We start from the raw sequence: 16,667 nt of genomic DNA, 5'->3' as shown, positions 1-16,667 counted from the left end.
GATCAAGTTCACAACAACAATGAGATAAGGTGTAAATATCATGGCAGTCGAAAAAACTAATTCTTCCTCTAGCTTGGCAGAAGTTATTGATAGAATCCTTGACAAAGGTATCGTAATTGATGCTTGGGTTCGTGTTTCTTTGGTTGGTATCGAATTACTAGCAATTGAAGCTCGGATTGTCATTGCTTCCGTTGAAACCTACTTGAAATACGCAGAAGCAGTTGGTTTAACTCAATCCGCAGCAGTTCCTGCTTAATTATTTGGTAGTTCGAGAATCAGGAGAGAATAACTATCAGATTGTCATTTCATAGTTATTCTCCCAATGGGATCAAGTTCACAACAACAATGAGATAAGGTGTAAATATTATGGCAGTCGAAAAAACTAATTCTTCCTCTAGCTTGGCAGAAGTTATTGATAGAATCCTTGACAAAGGTATCGTAATTGATGCTTGGGTTCGTGTTTCTTTTGTTGGTATCGAATTACTAGCAATTGAAGCTCGGATTGTCATTGCTTCCGTTGAAACCTACTTGAAATACGCAGAAGCAGTTGGTTTAACTCAATCCGCAGCAGTTCCTGCTTAATTATTTGGTAGTTCGAGAATCAGGAGAGAATAACTATCAGATGGTCATTTCATAGTTATTCTCCCAATGGGATCAAGTTCACAACAACAATGAGCTAAGGTGCAAATATTATGGCAGTCGAAAAAACTAATTCTTCCTCCAGCTTGGCAGAAGTTATTGATAGAATCCTTGACAAAGGTATCGTAATTGATGCTTGGGTTCGTGTTTCTTTAGTTGGTATCGAATTACTAGCAATTGAAGCTCGGATTGTCATTGCTTCTGTTGAAACCTACTTGAAATATGCAGAAGCAGTTGGTTTAACCCAATCCGCAGCAGTTCCTGCTTAATTAAGCAAATTCCCAATATCAGAATTAATGAATCTTTGAATTTAATTCTGATATTAAACCTGCTTTTTTTTATTATCTGTGTATCCCTCTTCTATCAAAATCAGGTAAAACCTTCATTTTACTAGGCTGTCTAAACCTTGAGAATCTGTTGCTTTATCCAAATAGTGATTAAAGAAGAGTATTCTGAAATTAAGATTTCTCAAAGGATATAAAAAAAGCGAGAAACTCTGAAACTAGATTCAGTGGATTGAAAAATTCAGTGAATCTGGTTAATGCCAGTTTATTATTTTCTGGAGAAATTTATGACTGCTTTAATCCCAAAAATTCGCCAAGAACGTCAGTCAATAGTTGAAGCAGTAGCTCAACTATTTGAAGAGACTAATGAATTCTTGTCTGCTACAACAGCGAGAAGAAACGCACAAGCTCAAAAACAAGCAGAAGAACTACAAGCGTTCCATAAGCAACTTGAGCAAACCAGCCAAGAATTTTTAGCGCAAGCTACTCAAGAACGCATTGCTCAAGCTCAAAAACAAGCAGAAGAACTACAAGCGTTCCGTAAGCAACTTGAGCAAACCAGCCAAGAATTTTTAGCAGCAACTGCTCAAGAACGCATTTCCAAAGCTCAAAAACAAGCAGAAGAACTACAAGCGTTCCATAAGCAACTTGAGCAAACCAGCCAAGAATTTTTAGTAGCAACTGCTCAAGAACGCATTGCTCAAGCTCAAAAACAAGCAGAAGAACTACAAGCGTTCCGTAAGCAACTTGAGCAAACCAGCCAAGAATTTTTAGCAGAAACTGCTCAAGAACGCATTTCTAAAGCTCAAAAACAAGCAAAAGAACTGCAAGCATTCCGTCAGGATTTGTTTGTAAGTATTTTTGGTGTTTCTAGCCGTTAATCTCTCAATACACAGAGCTTATCTGTTGGAGAATAGGTCTAAATAGTAATGCCCCCTAACATTCCAGGTGCAAAGCTGGTAGAATCAGGGGGCGAATAATAAAATTCAACAATGAGTTCAGGCCTGAAGAGTCGGCAGTCCATATTTAAACCGTAGCAACAGTAACGTATAAATTCAATTTAGCGTTAAATTTACTACGTTTATTAAACTGGAGTTCTTACTTCATGCGCTCAACTAATGGAACGATAATAGCACATCAATTGAGAAATTTCACATTATTCTCATAATATTTCTTTTTTCCAACCATCTTAATTTACTTACCATTTTCATCTCCTAACTATGACTAAAACTAATCATAAAAGAGCAGTTCTTCGTGTCCGTCCAGGGCAGTTTGTAGTCACACCAGCTATCGAGCAAGTAGCAATTCGAGCGTTACTTTATCTCAAATCAGGATTCCCTATTCACTTACGTGGACCCGCCGGTACAGGGAAAACAACCTTAGCCCTGCACTTGGCTCACTGTCTAGATAGACCAGTCATGTTACTATTTGGAGATGACGAATTTAAAAGTTCGGATTTGATTGGTAGTGAGTCAGGTTACACTCACAAAAAATTACTAGATAACTATATCCATAGTGTTGTTAAAGTTGAAGATGAATTCAAACAAAATTGGGTTGATTCTCGATTGACTCTCGCTTGTCGTGAAGGCTTCACTTTAGTTTATGACGAATTTAACCGTTCGCGACCTGAAGTTAATAACGTCTTGCTATCAGCATTAGAAGAAAAAATTCTGAGCCTTCCCCCTAGCAGTAATCAGCCAGAATACCTGAGTGTTAGTCCTCAATTCCGGGCTATTTTTACATCTAATCCTGAAGAGTATTGTGGAGTTCACTCGACACAAGATGCTTTGATGGATAGACTGGTAACTATTAATATGCCAGAACCAGATGAGATAACTCAAACAGAGATATTAGTTCAGAAAACAAACATACAAAAAGAATGTGCTTACTTAATAGTCCGGTTAGTTAAATCATTTCGGGTAGCCACAGGTGCGGAAAAAACCTCTGGTTTACGGTCTTGTTTAATGATTGCTAAAGTCTGTGCAGACAACAACATTGTAGCGACACCAGAAAATTCATTTTTTCAGGAAATTGCTATGGAGATTTTGTCGAACAGAACTCATCTATCTGTCAGCGAGTCTACAGATATTTTCCTGGATGTTATATCTCAATTTCCCACAAAAGAAATCGAGATATTAAATGATGCCGAATTGGGTAGCTTACCAACAATGGATACGCTCGCTAATACGGATTTAGGAAATGATATCCCCTTAGAGAAAGAGGTTTCTGATTACGTAAGTCAGCAAAAAAATAACGAATTCAAGGGATTTCAAAAGCCTTCAACCAAAGTTCTTAACTAATCATTAATGCTCCATACTCTTCGGAGCAAAAATCTTTAGTTTACAAAATTCATTGTGTTTATACTATTCAAGAGTTGAATCATTCGTGACTTCTACGCCAATACTGCCAACACGTCCTCAAGCCAACTCAAGTCGAGCTATTAACACATCTACCCAGGGTTCGACTTTAGCGGACATTCTCGAAAGGGTTTTAGATAAAGGAATTGTAATTGCTGGCGATATTTCTATCTCTATTGCCTCCACAGAACTTATACACATTCGGATTCGCTTGTTAATTGCTTCCGTGGATAAAGCCAAAGAAATGGGTATCAATTGGTGGGAAACAGACCCTTATCTCAGTAGTAAAGCTCAACGGTTAGTTGAAGAAAATCAGCAACTTCAGAATCGCCTAGAGAGCTTAGAATCACAGATAAATTTACTAACATCAGCTAAAGTACAAGAGCAAATTCCCTTAGTAGAAAATACTGAAGATAATACTCATCCAACCACTGAAGACAATGCTCATCAAACCCATGAAGAAAGTATTCCATTGCCGATAGATTCTCAACTTGATGTCTAATTAACTGAAATTCAAGAGTTATCCATATCCAATTGATAAACGCTGGAACTCTGGCAATTTTAATGATTAAATTACATCAAAGAAATTTAAACCTTTATGTGGCATCATAAAAATGGTCTACACTCCAGTTGAAAACTCCAACGATTTCCTCACCGTCATTCCAGTTGAAAACTCTAACGAATTTCTAAACACCTCTCCTAAAAAGAAATCTAATAATGAAACGGGTTTAGCTCCCTTATTGCTGACCGTATTGGAATTGATACGCCAATTGATGGAAGCTCAAATAATTCGGCGCATGGAAGAGGATTTGCTCAGTGAATCTGACTTAGAACGAACCGCAGAAAGTTTGCAAAAGTTAGAGGAACAAATTTTAAATTTGTGCCAGATATTTGACATTGATCCAAAAGATTTGAATATAAATTTAGGAGATTTTGGCACTCTTTTACCAGCCTCTGGTTCTTATTATCCAGGAGAAACTGGTAGTCGCCCTTCGATACTAGAGTTATTAGATCGGCTTTTAAATACCGGAATAGTTGTAGATGGTGAAATAGATATAGGTGTAGCTCAACTAGATCTTATTCACGCCAAATTAAGGTTAGTTTTGACATCAAAACCAATTTAATTCCCCATTATCAATCGTAAATTTAGATTTGATTTTTTTGCAGATTATGAATACTGGTCTTTATTTGTACGGCATTTTTCCAGACCCAATTCCTGAAACTCTTAATATTCAAGGATTGGATGGAAAATCTGTTCATAGCCAAGTAGTTGATGGTTTTACTTTTTTATATTCACAGGCCTGTCAAGAAAAATATTTGGCTTCTCGCCGTAATTTGTTAGCTCATGAAAGAGTTTTAGAACAAACAATGCATGAAAGTTTTCGTGTTCTTTTGCCTTTGCGGTTTGGATTAGTTGTTAAAGATTGGGAAACAATCATGAGCCAACTAATTAATCCTCATAAAGAACAATTACATAAATTGTTTGAAAAATTGACAGGACAAAGAGAGGTAAGCATTAAAATTCTCTGGGATGCTAAGGCTGAATTGCAAGCCATGATGGAGTCTAATCATGAGTTGAAGCAGCAACGGGACAACATGGAAGGTAAAAAGCTAAGTATGGAGGAAGTTATTCAAATAGGACAATTAATTGAAAGCAATTTGCAAGCCCGCAAACAAGCTGTAATTGAAGTCTTCACTACAGAGCTAAATCCTTTAGCTCAAGAGATTGTGGTCAGTGAACCAATGACGGAAGAAATGATTTACAATGCGGCTTTTTTAATTCCTTGGGAAGCAGAACCTGTATTTAGCGAACGAGTCGAAGCTATTGATCAAAAATTTGGCGATCGCCTACGTATTCGCTACAACAATTTTACCGCACCTTACACATTTGCCCAGCTTACTTCATAGGAGTTTTTACCATGCTGACGAAACTTTTACTATTGCCAATCATGGGTCCACTTAATGGACTTGTCTGGATTGGTGAGCAGATCCAAGAGCGTACCAATACTGAATTTGATGCTCAAGAAAATTTGCATAAACAATTATTAAACTTACAGCTTTCTTTCGATATTGGCGAAATTTCTGAAGAGGATTTCGAGATTCAAGAAGAAGAGATTCTCTTGAAAATTCAAGCCTTGGAAGAGGAAGCCCGCTTAGAATTAGAATTGGCAGAGGAGGAAGCCCGCTTACAACTAGAATTAGAAGAAGAGGAAGACTTGGCTATACAACCTCAATTTGCAATAGAAACTGACAGAGAGAAGGATCTCGTCCTATTACCCTAGTACCGCAGGAATAATAATTTTTAATGTCAACTGATTTATGGCAATAGTTACATAGCGTTTAATAAGATGATAACAAAAAACCCGCTTTCGCGGGTAATAATTTTGATTTAATGTCTCCATATCTACCAAATCCATCAAGATTTTATATCTTAATATTCAATCTCAAAAGTCTGGTAATTATTGGATTCAACAACATTCTTTAAACGCACCATACTTTGAGCATTGCTGGAGTGAGGTTGACGCAATTTATAAATCGTTCTCTCTGTGTTCTCTATCTCATTATTGAGAGAATCTAACCGTTTTTGAAGTGTAACCATTCGTTCTTTAATAGAGGATAATTCTCTGATAATACGTTGTTTCTCAGCTACCATCTTATAAAGTTCTAATTGACTAGATGCTTCAGAGATATGTCGTGGCATCGTGCTAATTTTAGCTCTAATAATACTACGATGACGAAAGCTTTTCATGATAAAACCTGAATATTTTCTAGTATTATAACCAATAAGTTACTATTGTAAATACTGAATAATTTAGAACTAAATTTATCTGGTATTTCCATGAATCGGAAAATAGTTTTATACAGGTGAAACATATGGAATTAGAAGATCTTTACACTTATGCTTTTTTAAAAACGCCTAGCTTTTCCTTGCATTTACCACAAGGTTCTACTACTTCAGTAGTTCAAATTGATGGAAATGGACTTTCAGCTATTGTCGAGCCTGGAATATCTTTAGATTCATTTCAAGATGATGATGAAAAAATTGTCCAGATGGCTATAGATCATGATCGAGTTATTTGTGATATTTTTCGGCAAATTACAGTTTTACCGTTACGTTTTGGAACTTATTTTGCCACTACAGACAACCTGCTAACCCATCTAGAAACTTACGGGCAAGAATATCTAAATAAGCTAGAAAAAATCAATCGTAAAACCGAATTTGTTTTAAAATTGATCCCTCGCATGATCGAAGAAGAATCGCCGATTTTAGAATCAGGTAGACATTACTTTTTAGCTAAGAAGCAACACTATCAAAGGCAAAAAAACTTTATTCTTGCCCAAGCATCAGAAAAAGAAATATTGATTAATTTTATCAGCAAAATCAATCAAATTCCCGTTATTATTCAAGAACAAGAAGAAGAAGTACGAATTTACCTTTTAGTCAATTACCAAGATAAAACCTTACTTTTAGAACAATTTTTAACTTGGCAGCAAACTTGCCCTCGGTGGAATCTATTTTTAGGAGAAGGTATTCCTCCTTATCACTTCATTTAATTATTTCTGCCAACGTTTATTTACTTTTTTAGCCTTTTATGAATCAATACGACTCACTTCACTTAGTCATGTTTAGCGGTAAAGGTGGAGTTGGCAAGACCACCATTTCTTGTAGTTTTGCTCGTTATTGGGCAAGACGTTTCCCTGAAGAAAAAATTCTGTTACTTTCTACAGATCCCGCACATTCTTTAGGTGATATATTACTTTCAGAAGTGAAAGATTATGCATCACCATTAACAGATTTACCTAATTTGAGTATTCAGGCCTTAGATGCTCAAAAACTGTTATTAGAATTTAAAGCCAAATATAGTCAATTTTTAGAACTATTGGTGGAGCGAGGTAGTTTAGCTGACGGAGAAGACTTAGCCCCTGTTTGGGATTTAAACTGGCCTGGTTTAAACGAATTAATGGGGTTACTAGAAATTCAATACTTACTGTCTGAAAAAAAAGTAGATCGGATAGTAGTTGATATGGCTCCTTCTGGTCATACATTAAACTTATTACGACTGAAAGATTTTCTGGATGTTATTTTAAACTCTTTAGAACTCTTTCAGAAAAAACATCAGGTGATCACACAAACTTTCACAGGAGGTTATACAAGGGATGAAGTAGATGACTTTTTAGCTGATCTCAAACTGCAATTATCAGAAAGTAGACGACTACTACAAGATGATACATTTACAGGTTGTTTAGTTGCCGCAGTCTCTGAACCAATGTGTTTTGCGGAAACAGAGCGATTCTTAGGAAATTTAAAAACTCTAGATGTTCCCTATGCGGGAATAGTAATTAATCGAATTTTAACAGATTTAGATATAGAGCCAGACCGCTATGCGGAACAGCAAAAATTTATCAATAAATTCTTAACAATTTCCCAAAATAAACCCGTTTTTATCGTCCCTCAACAAAAAATCCAACCATTGGGTGGAGTTGCATTAGATAATCTGGCATCTCAAATGCAGAAAATTGATAGCGTTGAACTTGCAACTCCCCCACTCATCCAATGGCCAAGCAAAATTCCCCCCAGCTTTAGTGACTTTATAGCTGAAGGATGTCAACTAATTATTGTTGGTGGTAAAGGAGGAGTTGGCAAAACCACAGTTTCTGCCGCAATGGGCTGGGCTTTAGCTAGTCGTTATCCTGAGAAAAAAATTCGCATGATTTCTATAGATCCTGCTCATTCATTAGGAGATGCTTTTGGTCAAAAATTAGGACATGAACCTGTATTATTAACTCCTAACTTAAGCGGACAAGAAATTGATGCCAGCCAAATATTAGATCAATTCCGTGCTGATTATCTTTGGGAATTAGCGGATATGATTAGTGGGGAAGGAACAGAAACTGAAACAACAGTAAATATTGCTTATCTTCCAGAAGCTTGGCGACAGATTATGTCTCAAGCTTTACCTGGTATAGATGAGATGTTATCCCTAATTACAATTCTCGATTTATTAGACAGTAACGAGCAAGATTTGATTATTTTAGATACAGCACCAACAGGTCATCTCCTGCAATTTTTACAAATGCCAACTGCCTTAGGGGATTGGTTATCTTGGATATTTAAGCTGTGGATGAAATATCAAAATGTTTTAGGTCGAGTTGATTTTATGGGACGGTTGCGACATCTGCGCCAACAAGTTGTCCAAGCTCAAAAGAAATTAAAAGATCCACGTCATACCCAATTTGTGGGTGTAATTCAGGCAGAAGCAGCGATCATTGCTGAACATATCCGCTTAACAGAAACGTTGAAAACAATGAAAATTCAACAACGTTATGTAGTGCAAAATCGCTACAGCCAAGAACTGGCAACTGATAGTAGTTTGTTTCCCGAACAAACAATTATTCGTTTACCTAAGTTACCCAGATCGGTGGAACCACTTGCCAGAGTTCAAGGTGCTGCCAATCTTTTATTTTAAGTAGATGAACTGTTTAGCATCAATTTTTGGAGGACTATTATGAGTGATTTATTCAAAGGATTTGAACAGTTACTAGAACTGGTAAAAACCCTAGAAGAAAAGGCAGAAAACGGAGAAATCAAAACCAATGTCCAGTTTAATTCCCGACCTTTAAGCAACATTCCCCGCACAGGAAATATCCCTCGTAGCAATAATATGGGTAATGAGGTGGGTACAAGTCGGATGAACACTCAATCCCCCCCGGCTTCTGGTGCAGGTCCCTCAGATCCAGTTGTTCCTCCCGATCCCGCTTCGGGTATTGCTCTGAAAGATATCGGTGGACTGAGCGAAATTCTCAAAGAACTCAAAGAACTGGTTGCTATTCCTTTAAAACGCCCTGATCTACTGGCCAAATTGGGACTAGAACCCACCCACGGCGTATTGTTAGTTGGACCGCCAGGCACCGGCAAAACTCTCACCGCCCGGGCTTTGGCTGAAGAACTGGGCGTTAACTACATTGCTATTGTCGGTCCTGAAGTCATCAGTAAATATTATGGTGAAGCGGAGCAAAGATTGCGCGGTATTTTTGAAAAAGCCGCCAAAAATGCTCCCTGTATTATTTTTATTGATGAAATTGATAGCCTCGCCCCAGACCGCAGTGCCGTAGAAGGGGAAGTTGAAAAGCGTCTGGTTGCCCAATTATTAGGCTTAATGGATGGTTTTTCCCATAGTCCAGGGGTAATTGTTCTCGCGGCTACCAACCGCCCTGACCACCTTGATCCAGCCCTGCGAAGACCAGGACGATTTGACCGGGAAGTTCAGTTTCGCATTCCTGATATCAACGGCCGCAAAGAAATCCTGCAAATTCTCACCCGTTCTATGCCCTTGGATAACACCGTTGACCTCGATTTTATCGCCGAGCGGGCGGTGGGATTTGTGGGGGCTGATTTGAAGGCCGTTTGTCAAAAGGCGGCTTATAGCGCCCTCCGTCGTCAAGTTCCTTCTATAGAGGTGCAAGCTCCAGAAAACATGACGGTTACTCAAACTGATTTTTTACAGGGACTAAAGGAAATCAAACCGGCTGTACTTCGCAGTGTGGAAGTTGAAGTTCCCCAAGTTGCTTGGGATGATATTGGTGGTTTAGAGAATATTAAGCAAACTCTGCGAGAATCTGTAGAAGGGGCGCTACTTTATCCAGAACTTTACCTCCAAACTAAGGCTATTGCTCCTAAGGGGATTTTGCTATGGGGTCCGCCGGGAACTGGTAAAACTTTATTAGCCAAAGCTGTGGCTTCCCAGGCCAGGGCTAATTTTATTGGTGTCAATGGACCGGAATTACTGACCCGTTGGGTGGGTGCGAGTGAACAAGCAGTGCGGGAATTATTTGCTAAGGCGCGACAAGCCGAACCCTGTGTCATATTCATTGATGAAATTGATACCTTAGCCCCAGCACGGGGAACTTACAGCGGTGATTCTGGTGTCAGTAACCGGGTAGTGGGACAATTATTAACTGAATTGGATGGTGTAGAGGCGGGTGCAAGTATTCTGGTCATTGGGGCTACAAACCGTCCTGATGCTCTTGATTCTGCTTTATTACGGGCAGGAAGGTTGGATTTACAACTTAAGGTAGATTTACCTGATTTAGCTAGTCGTTTAGATATTTTGCAAGTCTATACTCAGGGACGACCATTGTTAGATGTAAATTTAACCTATTGGTCTGAAGTCACGGAAGGCTGGAATGGTGCAGATTTAGTATTACTATCTAATCAAGCTGCTGTGGAAGCTATTCGCCGTTTCCGATCGCAAGGACAGACAAATCCGGCTGATATCAGGATTACTAATGATGATTTTGAATATTCTTATCAGGTTTTAGTCAGTCAACGTCATGCTTAATTAGATTCTCTCTCTTACCCTCGGCTGCAAGGAATTTGTCCGGGGGTCGGAAAACATAAACAAGTAAGTGCAATCGCCATACTACTGGTAATTGTTTTCAGCGTCGCTACAACTGGATAGAATTGTTATGAATTGATTTAGCGATCGCTTTACAGCAGTTTCCGATATGATAAGTTACAGATATTAATGATAAAAATCTTGTGGTGCGGGCATCTTGCTCGCCAAAAGTGTACCTCACCCTTATGGTAATCCGCTTTATTGAATTTAGTTTAGGATATTACAATTAAAACATTCATTAATTAATGAATTCAAATTCAAAGGAATTGGTTAGAAGTTTCTGGCATCCGTAAAGGCGATGAAAGCAGAATAAAAGCTAGAATTAAACAGAAACTTGAGCAAGTCAGCCCCACAGACGGGACTCTCCCAGCTTACATCGTGGTAGTTGAATTCAGTAACCCTTTAGCGTTCATAGTCAAAAAATGAGTCAGATTCAAGAGTTACATCAACAAGCTATGGATTTAGCCGAAATGGCACAAGTTGCTAAACTTAGAAGTAATTTAGATTTAGCTTCTCAATTATCCCGGCAAGCGTTTGAAAAAGAAAGATTAGCAGCAGAAATAATAGCAGATAATTTTGCGGCAGAACCCACCCGTTCAATATTGTATCGTAGTGCCGCAACCTTAGCAATTGACTGTGGAGACATTCACAGTGCAGAACATTTAATTGCAATTGCTTTATCAGGAAATCCGCCAACTGAAATTGCCGAAGAACTAAAAGATTTATTTGTGCAAATTAACATTCATAAATATTTTGCCCGTCGAGGGTTAGTATTTGATGAAGCTACACTTCAGATTTTGAGTTAGTAACCATAAATAAAAAACATCAATGGCTGAGGTTTTCTCATTAGGGAGTTTGAGAAATTTGTTTTTTCAAGTGTTAACTTGATATTGGGATAAAACAGGAAATAAACACTAAAGTTATCGGTGTCCATATCTGTCTGGAGTTTGGTAATTTTGGGTAAATTTTATAGAACGGTCGAGAGCCTGTTTTTCAAAGCTATCTCTATTTTTCTGTTCAGAAAAAGGTAAAAGCTGCCAATTTAAAAAATGTAAAAGCGGCAAATTTATTTGATCAGGAAAATGGCTTTCGATCATTAATTCGGGCGATCGCATCAGATAATCTGATCTATATGAAGTAACATCATCATCCCAGGTTGTATCAACAAATTGCCAATTCCCTTCAATCTCAACTGCATTCCAGGCGTGACCTGTCAAACTATCTTTAGACTTAATCAGTTTTTTCCAAGAAGGAATTGAATCTTGGATTAGTTCTAGACGAACTCTTCCTTCAATGTAAACAACATTGGCATCAATTTGTCTGGCTAATGCCTCGAAAAGACGTGCATATCCTTCGCAAACTGCTTTGCGAGTGTCAAAAACTGTTTGTGGGTCTTGGGGATGTCTTATCCCTTTATTCCAAGCTTCTTCATCATAAGTAAGCCAATTAATCACAAAGTCATGTACAGCTTTAATTCTTAAATAGGAATCTGGTTCATTTTCAACAATATACTTAGCCACTGATTGGATGTTTTTTTCCGCACTAGATGGCATATTAGCAACAAGTGGATGAATCGTTGTATAATTCTTCTGGAGCAAGGCTGTATTTACTTGAGAAGGTTTGGGTCTGTGTATTAGATAACTAACTAAATTACCCCATCCATAGGGATTAGTATAGTGAATCAAAACTATTAATACTGAAATACCCGTTAACTTTTTATGTTTTAGATTTTTCCAGTAACTAAACTTGTCAAGTTGTAATGATTGACAATACTTTCTGAATGACGGATGTTTAATGGTACGACAAATAATGACAACTGCCAAAATTAATATGGCGGTTGTTATTAAGTTCGGAATCATGCTAGTAGTTAAATGCGCTGTTCTGAGAATTATTTTTCCTTGCAACCATAAGTAGATAAACCATATAATTAAGAACAGAGTTAGTAAACTAAGTCCGATTATTAGGACTATTTGTTTTTTCTTTCGCTGCTGACGTTTACGGACTTCTTGACGAAAAAGTTCTGCAAAATTTTTACGCATAAAACTCTCCCTGATCTCTAAAATGTGCTTTGATTACTATAGGCGATCGCCTGAATGTGTTGATAAAACTCCCCAGTAGTGAAATACCCTCAATTATTTATTTTCAGATGGGGTATTTTGTAGTTGTTTTAATTTTAATTCTGCTTCATAAATTTGGCTTTGAACTAACTGAAGTTGCGCTTGAGCCAGATTTTTTTGTATTTCCAATAATTCTGCTTCTTTGATAATTTTTTGCATTCGGATTTTATGTGAATTAACCCTGTTCTGTCAAAAATACAACCAAACTCTGTAAAGAAAAGTAAACAAGGCTAAAACCCTTTTTCCCCTGCCTTATCCCAACCACAATTTTTAACGCCAACCTACTTAACTAACTTCAATAAAACTAGGACTTACGCACTGTACAAATTGACCATGATGTGAATCAACGAAAATTCAAGCAGAAAAGAACATCCGATAAAAAGTGTTATTCAATCAAAGCCAATACCTTTTTTGCTATTTGTGCTGCTATTTTAGGTTGTAAACCATTGAGAAAATCCAGAACAGTTGCTAAACCATCAAGCCGCCCCATCACTCACTGAAGAAATTGTCCAAAAAGTTGGCGATCGCTCTTAAACTCACTTTAAACTAAATAGAAATTTCAGCAGTTCTGTGTATTATATTTAACTAATATTTTCTGTTTAGATGAAAATTGTCAAGATATGTAAAGAGATTTGTCAAAATCTCGGACAAGCAAAGATATACCTTTAGAACGTTAAACTTCCTGAGATTTAATTAAGGAGAAACCTACATGAGTCCTATTCTAGAATCTAAGGCTATTGTTTGTGGTATTGGTCTATCTGGTATTTTGGTCTCTCTTTTAGTCAACATCAATGTACTGTCTGCTCAAGCACAAACAAATCAAAGAACGAGAACTACTACTACTCCAGTATTAATTGATGCAACTATGCCCGATAAGATTTTAGAGATAGCAAAAGGCTTTGGTACTGCATCTCTTGACAAAGACAATGTGGGTGATCCGAGAATTACTGGGAGAATTGATGGACAAAAATATACTATTCATTTTTACGGCTGTCTCAATGGTAAAGACTGTGATGATATTCAGTTTTATACTTACTGGACGGGAGGGCGAAATGCCACTTTAGATAAAATCAATGAATGGAATCGTAAAACAAGATTCGGTAAAGCATACTTAGATACAGATGGCGATACCGCTTTGGAAATGACCGTTAACATAGATTATGGTGTATCCACAAGGAATTTAGAAGATAATTTTTCTTGGTGGAATAAAACTGTTCAGTCCGTCGTCCAAGATATTTTGACTGAATAGGGTAAATGCAGATTATAGTCTCACGCTTCAAAACAGTTGAGAAATATCTGGGTAAGAGACTTCCAATTAAAAAAATATCCCAAAATTTCTTGTGGTGTGGGCTGAAAAGCCCGCTAATAATACAAGGACGGACAAGATGCCCATCTCACAAGATTGGATAGCGAGGCGCTGCTGCAAGCAGTTCATCTTTTTTGTGGAGTTCTCTAATGGAAAGCTTTTTAATGGTCATCTGATTTGCACCGTGTTGTACCAGTAACCTTTTACGAAAAGGTTAGGTAGAGGTTTACCAGAGGGGTCAAATTGTTTTTGTCAAACTCACGTTACGTTAATAAATTCTCAGTCTTGTGAAAATCTCCCTTTTAAACCCGATAACCCAGTAGAAGGGGTAATGACGTTTAGAGATAAACATCGTTTAGAGATAAACATTGTCACAAATGATAAACATCTCTGTCAAATCTCCCTTTTAAAACCGATAAGCCAATAGAAAGGGTAGGGACATAAGTTTAGAGATAAACATTGTAACAAATGATAAATATCTCTGTAAAATCTCCCTTTTAAAACCGATAAGCCAATAGTAAAAGTCCAGAATAGTTTAGGGGCATAGAACCATGAAAGTCAAAAACTTATTAGCAGTTATTCTTGCATTAGGGACAATTACCATTAGCACCAAGGCTTTAGGACAAGATTTCTTCACAGCACAAACACAGTTTCCTGGGTTTACGTCCTCCGGTAGTAATAGTAATTTATTCCGAGGTTTACCTGCAACAAATTCCCAAGATTCCCGTCAATCGGTTAAATATTTTACTCAACTTATAAAGACATCCCCTAATGATCCTTGTGCCTACCTCGGTAGAGCATTATCCCATTTCACTAATGGGAATTATAAAGCAGCAAAAGCTGATTTTGATAAGGTGATTGAGCTTGATCCCAGTATTCCCTATGCTTATGTTGGTCGTGGGTCTTGTTTTGTAGTACTGAATAGTCCAATATCGGCACTTAGTGATTTTAAAAAGGCTTCATATCTACTTCAAGAGGAAGGAGAGAAGGAAACGGCAGACATGATCAACAGTCTCATAACAATGATTGAGTTAACTTATTCGATAAACAGTTAGAGCAATAAGCACTGGAGGTATTTGGGGGTTAAGCACTATGAGAATTAATCATAGCATACTTTCCCCGAATACTTCCTTTTAGGCTTTGATCAATGATTCTGGCGACCATAAATAAACTCAGTTTGGATCTGAGAAAATTATGGAATACTACGGTTTAAACATTTTTTAAGTATTGGCAACATAAACCATAAATATTGGTAGTATAATGTCAGCATTAATCTTATTAACCAAAGATCCGCCGATCTTAGTCGAATCGAAAATAACGGATATGACACCTGATGAACTAAATCAGATTTTGCTAAGTCCCTTAGCAAGGAAAAAACTATTACGAATAGAAAAGCATAAGCTGCGGGAGATAATCAACTCTATTTCTTTGCGTGAGTCTTTATTAAATTACGTCCGGCAACAGAACGACCCCCAAGAAGCTAACGAAATAATAGGCTTCATTATTCAGATAATCGAAAAGTCTGGACTGATGTGGGGTGGAGGTAAAATGATATCATCCGATATCTATGAAGAGGCTTTATCAAGAAATAAGGAGTGGTTTTTGAGAAATTTTGCTCAGAAATATAATCCCAAACTATCTAGTATTAGCACTTGGTTTAACAAGTATCTGAGATGGAAAATTCTCGATGTTGTCCGCGAGATAACTAAACAACAGGAAAGAGAAAATAACGGATATGACACCTGATGAACTAAATCAGATTTTGCTAAGTCCCTTACAAAGGCAAAAACTACTACAAGAAAAGCATAAGCTGCGGGAGATAATCAACTCTGTTTCTTTGCGTGAGTCCTTATTAAATTACGTCCGGCAACAGAACGACCCCCAAGAAGCTAACGAAATAATAGGCTTCATTATTCAGATAATCGAAAAGTCTGGACTGATGTGGGGTGGAGGTAAAATGATATCATCTGATATCTATGAAGAGGCTTTATCAAGAAATAAGGAGTGGTTTTTGAGAAATTTTGCTCAGAAATATAATCCCAAACTATCTAGTATTAGCACTTGGTTTAACAAGTATCTGAGATGGAAAATTCTCGATGTTACCAACGAGATAACTAAACAACAGAAAAGAGAAGATAATGATGATGCACAAATTGACAATATTCCTTCGCCTGATCAGTTTTCTTTTAATGAAACCATTGAAGAGTGGAGAGAATTAGTCAAAGATTCCCCGAATTTATGTAACTGTCGGATGCAAAATTATCATCATGTTGACTGTAAGTTATTGCTGATTGATATTCTTGATATTCTGCATGATAATAATCACTATGCTGATCAAAGAAATCCCTATTTATGGGAGATTTTGGCTAAGAAATACAAAGTACCATCATCATCCTTAAAACGATTTTGTAAAAGCCGATGTTTTCGCGGGTTTAAAGGCCTTCTTGACTAAAAATTCCCGTAAATAAGCTATTTAGGTTGACTGCACAAGGATGAACATTATGGAAAATCGGGATTTTATTACCAATTATCTGTTAGCAGTTCACATAACTAGCAAATTCAGCTAA

Annotated in this window: 20 protein-coding genes and 1 pseudogene; 17 read left to right on the top strand and 4 right to left on the bottom strand. The window is 37.3% G+C overall.

Annotation, left to right across the window (positions count from 1 at the left end):
* Nucleotides 1–40 precede the first annotated feature (40 nt).
* The 9 genes from gvpA (IQ226_RS17470) to IQ226_RS17430 all read left to right on the top strand — a co-directional run bounded on the left by gvpA (IQ226_RS17470) (nt 41) and on the right by IQ226_RS17430 (nt 5,562).
* Nucleotides 41–256 carry a gas vesicle structural protein GvpA gene (gene gvpA / locus IQ226_RS17470; RefSeq protein ID WP_015080752.1) on the top strand — a complete coding sequence of 72 codons (216 nt, stop codon included), beginning with the start codon at nt 41–43 and terminating at the stop codon, nt 254–256.
* 110 nt (nt 257–366) lie between these two features.
* Nucleotides 367–582 carry a gas vesicle structural protein GvpA gene (gene gvpA / locus IQ226_RS17465; RefSeq protein ID WP_193897365.1) on the top strand — a complete coding sequence of 72 codons (216 nt, stop codon included), beginning with the start codon at nt 367–369 and terminating at the stop codon, nt 580–582.
* Between the two features lie 110 nt (nt 583–692).
* The gene (gvpA, locus tag IQ226_RS17460) at nt 693–908 is read left to right on the top strand and encodes a gas vesicle structural protein GvpA (RefSeq protein WP_015080752.1); all 216 of its coding nucleotides are present in this window, start codon (nt 693–695) and stop codon (nt 906–908) included.
* 302 nt (nt 909–1,210) lie between these two features.
* Nucleotides 1,211–1,804, top strand: a complete 594-nt coding sequence (gene gvpC, locus IQ226_RS17455) for a gas vesicle protein GvpC (protein WP_193897363.1) — start codon at nt 1,211–1,213, stop codon at nt 1,802–1,804.
* Between the two features lie 339 nt (nt 1,805–2,143).
* On the top strand, nt 2,144–3,223 hold the full coding sequence (gene gvpN / locus IQ226_RS17450; RefSeq protein WP_193897361.1) for a gas vesicle protein GvpN: 1,080 nt from the start codon (nt 2,144–2,146) through the stop codon (nt 3,221–3,223).
* 85 nt (nt 3,224–3,308) lie between these two features.
* Complete coding sequence (gene gvpJ, locus IQ226_RS17445; protein WP_193897359.1) at nt 3,309–3,782, top strand: gas vesicle protein; 474 nt, start codon at nt 3,309–3,311, stop codon at nt 3,780–3,782.
* Nucleotides 3,783–3,894: 112 nt separating this feature from the next.
* The gene (locus IQ226_RS17440; RefSeq protein WP_193897357.1) at nt 3,895–4,404 is read left to right on the top strand and encodes a gas vesicle protein K; all 510 of its coding nucleotides are present in this window, start codon (nt 3,895–3,897) and stop codon (nt 4,402–4,404) included.
* A 46-nt stretch (nt 4,405–4,450) separates the two neighbouring features.
* The gene (locus IQ226_RS17435; RefSeq protein ID WP_193897355.1) at nt 4,451–5,188 is read left to right on the top strand and encodes a GvpL/GvpF family gas vesicle protein; all 738 of its coding nucleotides are present in this window, start codon (nt 4,451–4,453) and stop codon (nt 5,186–5,188) included.
* 11 nt (nt 5,189–5,199) lie between these two features.
* Nucleotides 5,200–5,562, top strand: a complete 363-nt coding sequence (locus tag IQ226_RS17430; RefSeq protein WP_193897353.1) for a gas vesicle protein GvpG — start codon at nt 5,200–5,202, stop codon at nt 5,560–5,562.
* 149 nt (nt 5,563–5,711) lie between these two features.
* Here the strand turns inward: IQ226_RS17430 and IQ226_RS17425 are convergent, their stop codons facing one another.
* Nucleotides 5,712–6,029 carry a gas vesicle protein gene (locus tag IQ226_RS17425; RefSeq protein ID WP_193897351.1) on the bottom strand — a complete coding sequence of 106 codons (318 nt, stop codon included), beginning with the start codon at nt 6,027–6,029 and terminating at the stop codon, nt 5,712–5,714.
* A gap of 125 nt (nt 6,030–6,154) precedes the next feature.
* Between IQ226_RS17425 and IQ226_RS17420 the strand changes: the two genes are divergently transcribed.
* From IQ226_RS17420 to IQ226_RS17405, 4 genes are all read left to right on the top strand, one after another.
* Nucleotides 6,155–6,835, top strand: coding sequence for a GvpL/GvpF family gas vesicle protein (locus IQ226_RS17420; protein ID WP_193897349.1), 681 nt, complete (start codon nt 6,155–6,157; stop codon nt 6,833–6,835).
* Between the two features lie 38 nt (nt 6,836–6,873).
* On the top strand, nt 6,874–8,748 hold the full coding sequence (locus IQ226_RS17415; protein WP_193897347.1) for an ArsA family ATPase: 1,875 nt from the start codon (nt 6,874–6,876) through the stop codon (nt 8,746–8,748).
* A gap of 39 nt (nt 8,749–8,787) precedes the next feature.
* Nucleotides 8,788–10,620 (top strand): AAA family ATPase, encoded by a 1,833-nt coding sequence (locus IQ226_RS17410; RefSeq protein ID WP_193897345.1) that lies wholly within the window; start codon nt 8,788–8,790, stop codon nt 10,618–10,620.
* Between the two features lie 479 nt (nt 10,621–11,099).
* The gene (locus IQ226_RS17405; RefSeq protein WP_193897343.1) at nt 11,100–11,483 is read left to right on the top strand and encodes a hypothetical protein; all 384 of its coding nucleotides are present in this window, start codon (nt 11,100–11,102) and stop codon (nt 11,481–11,483) included.
* A 114-nt stretch (nt 11,484–11,597) separates the two neighbouring features.
* On the opposite strand, the gene IQ226_RS17400 is transcribed toward IQ226_RS17405, so the two are convergent.
* From IQ226_RS17400 to IQ226_RS25995, 3 genes and pseudogenes are all read right to left on the bottom strand, one after another.
* The gene (locus tag IQ226_RS17400; protein WP_193897341.1) at nt 11,598–12,716 is read right to left on the bottom strand and encodes a transglutaminase domain-containing protein; all 1,119 of its coding nucleotides are present in this window, start codon (nt 12,714–12,716) and stop codon (nt 11,598–11,600) included.
* Nucleotides 12,717–12,809: 93 nt separating this feature from the next.
* Nucleotides 12,810–12,953: a hypothetical protein gene (locus IQ226_RS17395; protein ID WP_193897340.1), complete on the bottom strand. Its 144-nt coding sequence runs from the start codon at nt 12,951–12,953 to the stop codon at nt 12,810–12,812.
* A gap of 235 nt (nt 12,954–13,188) precedes the next feature.
* Nucleotides 13,189–13,284, bottom strand: a pseudogene (locus IQ226_RS25995) (type II toxin-antitoxin system RelE/ParE family toxin); the annotation flags it as partial.
* 219 nt (nt 13,285–13,503) lie between these two features.
* Here IQ226_RS25995 and IQ226_RS17385 point away from each other — a divergent pair.
* The 4 genes from IQ226_RS17385 (at nt 13,504) to IQ226_RS17370 (ending at nt 16,552) form a co-directional block, all read left to right on the top strand.
* Nucleotides 13,504–14,043, top strand: a complete 540-nt coding sequence (locus IQ226_RS17385) for a YbjN domain-containing protein (protein WP_052149982.1) — start codon at nt 13,504–13,506, stop codon at nt 14,041–14,043.
* A gap of 608 nt (nt 14,044–14,651) precedes the next feature.
* The gene (locus tag IQ226_RS17380) at nt 14,652–15,155 is read left to right on the top strand and encodes a tetratricopeptide repeat protein (RefSeq protein ID WP_052149981.1); all 504 of its coding nucleotides are present in this window, start codon (nt 14,652–14,654) and stop codon (nt 15,153–15,155) included.
* Nucleotides 15,156–15,360: 205 nt separating this feature from the next.
* Nucleotides 15,361–15,846: a hypothetical protein gene (locus IQ226_RS17375; RefSeq protein ID WP_193897338.1), complete on the top strand. Its 486-nt coding sequence runs from the start codon at nt 15,361–15,363 to the stop codon at nt 15,844–15,846.
* Nucleotides 15,836–16,552 (top strand): hypothetical protein, encoded by a 717-nt coding sequence (locus IQ226_RS17370; protein ID WP_193897336.1) that lies wholly within the window; start codon nt 15,836–15,838, stop codon nt 16,550–16,552. The genes IQ226_RS17375 and IQ226_RS17370 overlap by 11 nt, the downstream gene beginning before the upstream one ends.
* Nucleotides 16,553–16,667 lie beyond the last annotated feature (115 nt).

Origin of the sequence: Dolichospermum sp. LEGE 00240, from assembly GCF_015207875.1 — a bacterium.
GTDB lineage: Bacteria > Cyanobacteriota > Cyanobacteriia > Cyanobacteriales > Nostocaceae > Dolichospermum > Dolichospermum gracile.
The sequence above is the reverse complement of the archived record's forward strand: the minus strand, read 5'-3'. Positions and strand labels throughout refer to the sequence as shown.

Excerpts from the sequence above, each read along its gene's own strand:
- gvpA (WP_015080752.1), top strand. The coding sequence starts at position 693 with ATGGCAGTCGAAAAAACTAATTCTTCCTCCAGCTTGGCAGAAGTTATT.
- gvpA (WP_015080752.1), top strand. The coding sequence starts at position 41 with ATGGCAGTCGAAAAAACTAATTCTTCCTCTAGCTTGGCAGAAGTTATT.
- IQ226_RS17415 (WP_193897347.1), top strand. The coding sequence starts at position 6,874 with ATGAATCAATACGACTCACTTCACTTAGTCATGTTTAGCGGTAAAGGT.
- gvpC (WP_193897363.1), top strand. The coding sequence starts at position 1,211 with ATGACTGCTTTAATCCCAAAAATTCGCCAAGAACGTCAGTCAATAGTT.
- IQ226_RS17405 (WP_193897343.1), top strand. The coding sequence starts at position 11,100 with ATGAGTCAGATTCAAGAGTTACATCAACAAGCTATGGATTTAGCCGAA.
- IQ226_RS17370 (WP_193897336.1), top strand. The coding sequence starts at position 15,836 with ATGACACCTGATGAACTAAATCAGATTTTGCTAAGTCCCTTACAAAGG.
- IQ226_RS17400 (WP_193897341.1), bottom strand. The coding sequence starts at position 12,716 with ATGCGTAAAAATTTTGCAGAACTTTTTCGTCAAGAAGTCCGTAAACGT.
- IQ226_RS17380 (WP_052149981.1), top strand. The coding sequence starts at position 14,652 with ATGAAAGTCAAAAACTTATTAGCAGTTATTCTTGCATTAGGGACAATT.
- IQ226_RS17375 (WP_193897338.1), top strand. The coding sequence starts at position 15,361 with ATGTCAGCATTAATCTTATTAACCAAAGATCCGCCGATCTTAGTCGAA.
- IQ226_RS17435 (WP_193897355.1), top strand. The coding sequence starts at position 4,451 with ATGAATACTGGTCTTTATTTGTACGGCATTTTTCCAGACCCAATTCCT.
- IQ226_RS17385 (WP_052149982.1), top strand. The coding sequence starts at position 13,504 with ATGAGTCCTATTCTAGAATCTAAGGCTATTGTTTGTGGTATTGGTCTA.
- IQ226_RS17410 (WP_193897345.1), top strand. The coding sequence starts at position 8,788 with ATGAGTGATTTATTCAAAGGATTTGAACAGTTACTAGAACTGGTAAAA.
- IQ226_RS17395 (WP_193897340.1), bottom strand. The coding sequence starts at position 12,953 with ATGCAAAAAATTATCAAAGAAGCAGAATTATTGGAAATACAAAAAAAT.
- IQ226_RS17425 (WP_193897351.1), bottom strand. The coding sequence starts at position 6,029 with ATGAAAAGCTTTCGTCATCGTAGTATTATTAGAGCTAAAATTAGCACG.
- gvpN (WP_193897361.1), top strand. The coding sequence starts at position 2,144 with ATGACTAAAACTAATCATAAAAGAGCAGTTCTTCGTGTCCGTCCAGGG.
- IQ226_RS17430 (WP_193897353.1), top strand. The coding sequence starts at position 5,200 with ATGCTGACGAAACTTTTACTATTGCCAATCATGGGTCCACTTAATGGA.
- IQ226_RS17440 (WP_193897357.1), top strand. The coding sequence starts at position 3,895 with ATGGTCTACACTCCAGTTGAAAACTCCAACGATTTCCTCACCGTCATT.
- gvpA (WP_193897365.1), top strand. The coding sequence starts at position 367 with ATGGCAGTCGAAAAAACTAATTCTTCCTCTAGCTTGGCAGAAGTTATT.
- IQ226_RS17420 (WP_193897349.1), top strand. The coding sequence starts at position 6,155 with ATGGAATTAGAAGATCTTTACACTTATGCTTTTTTAAAAACGCCTAGC.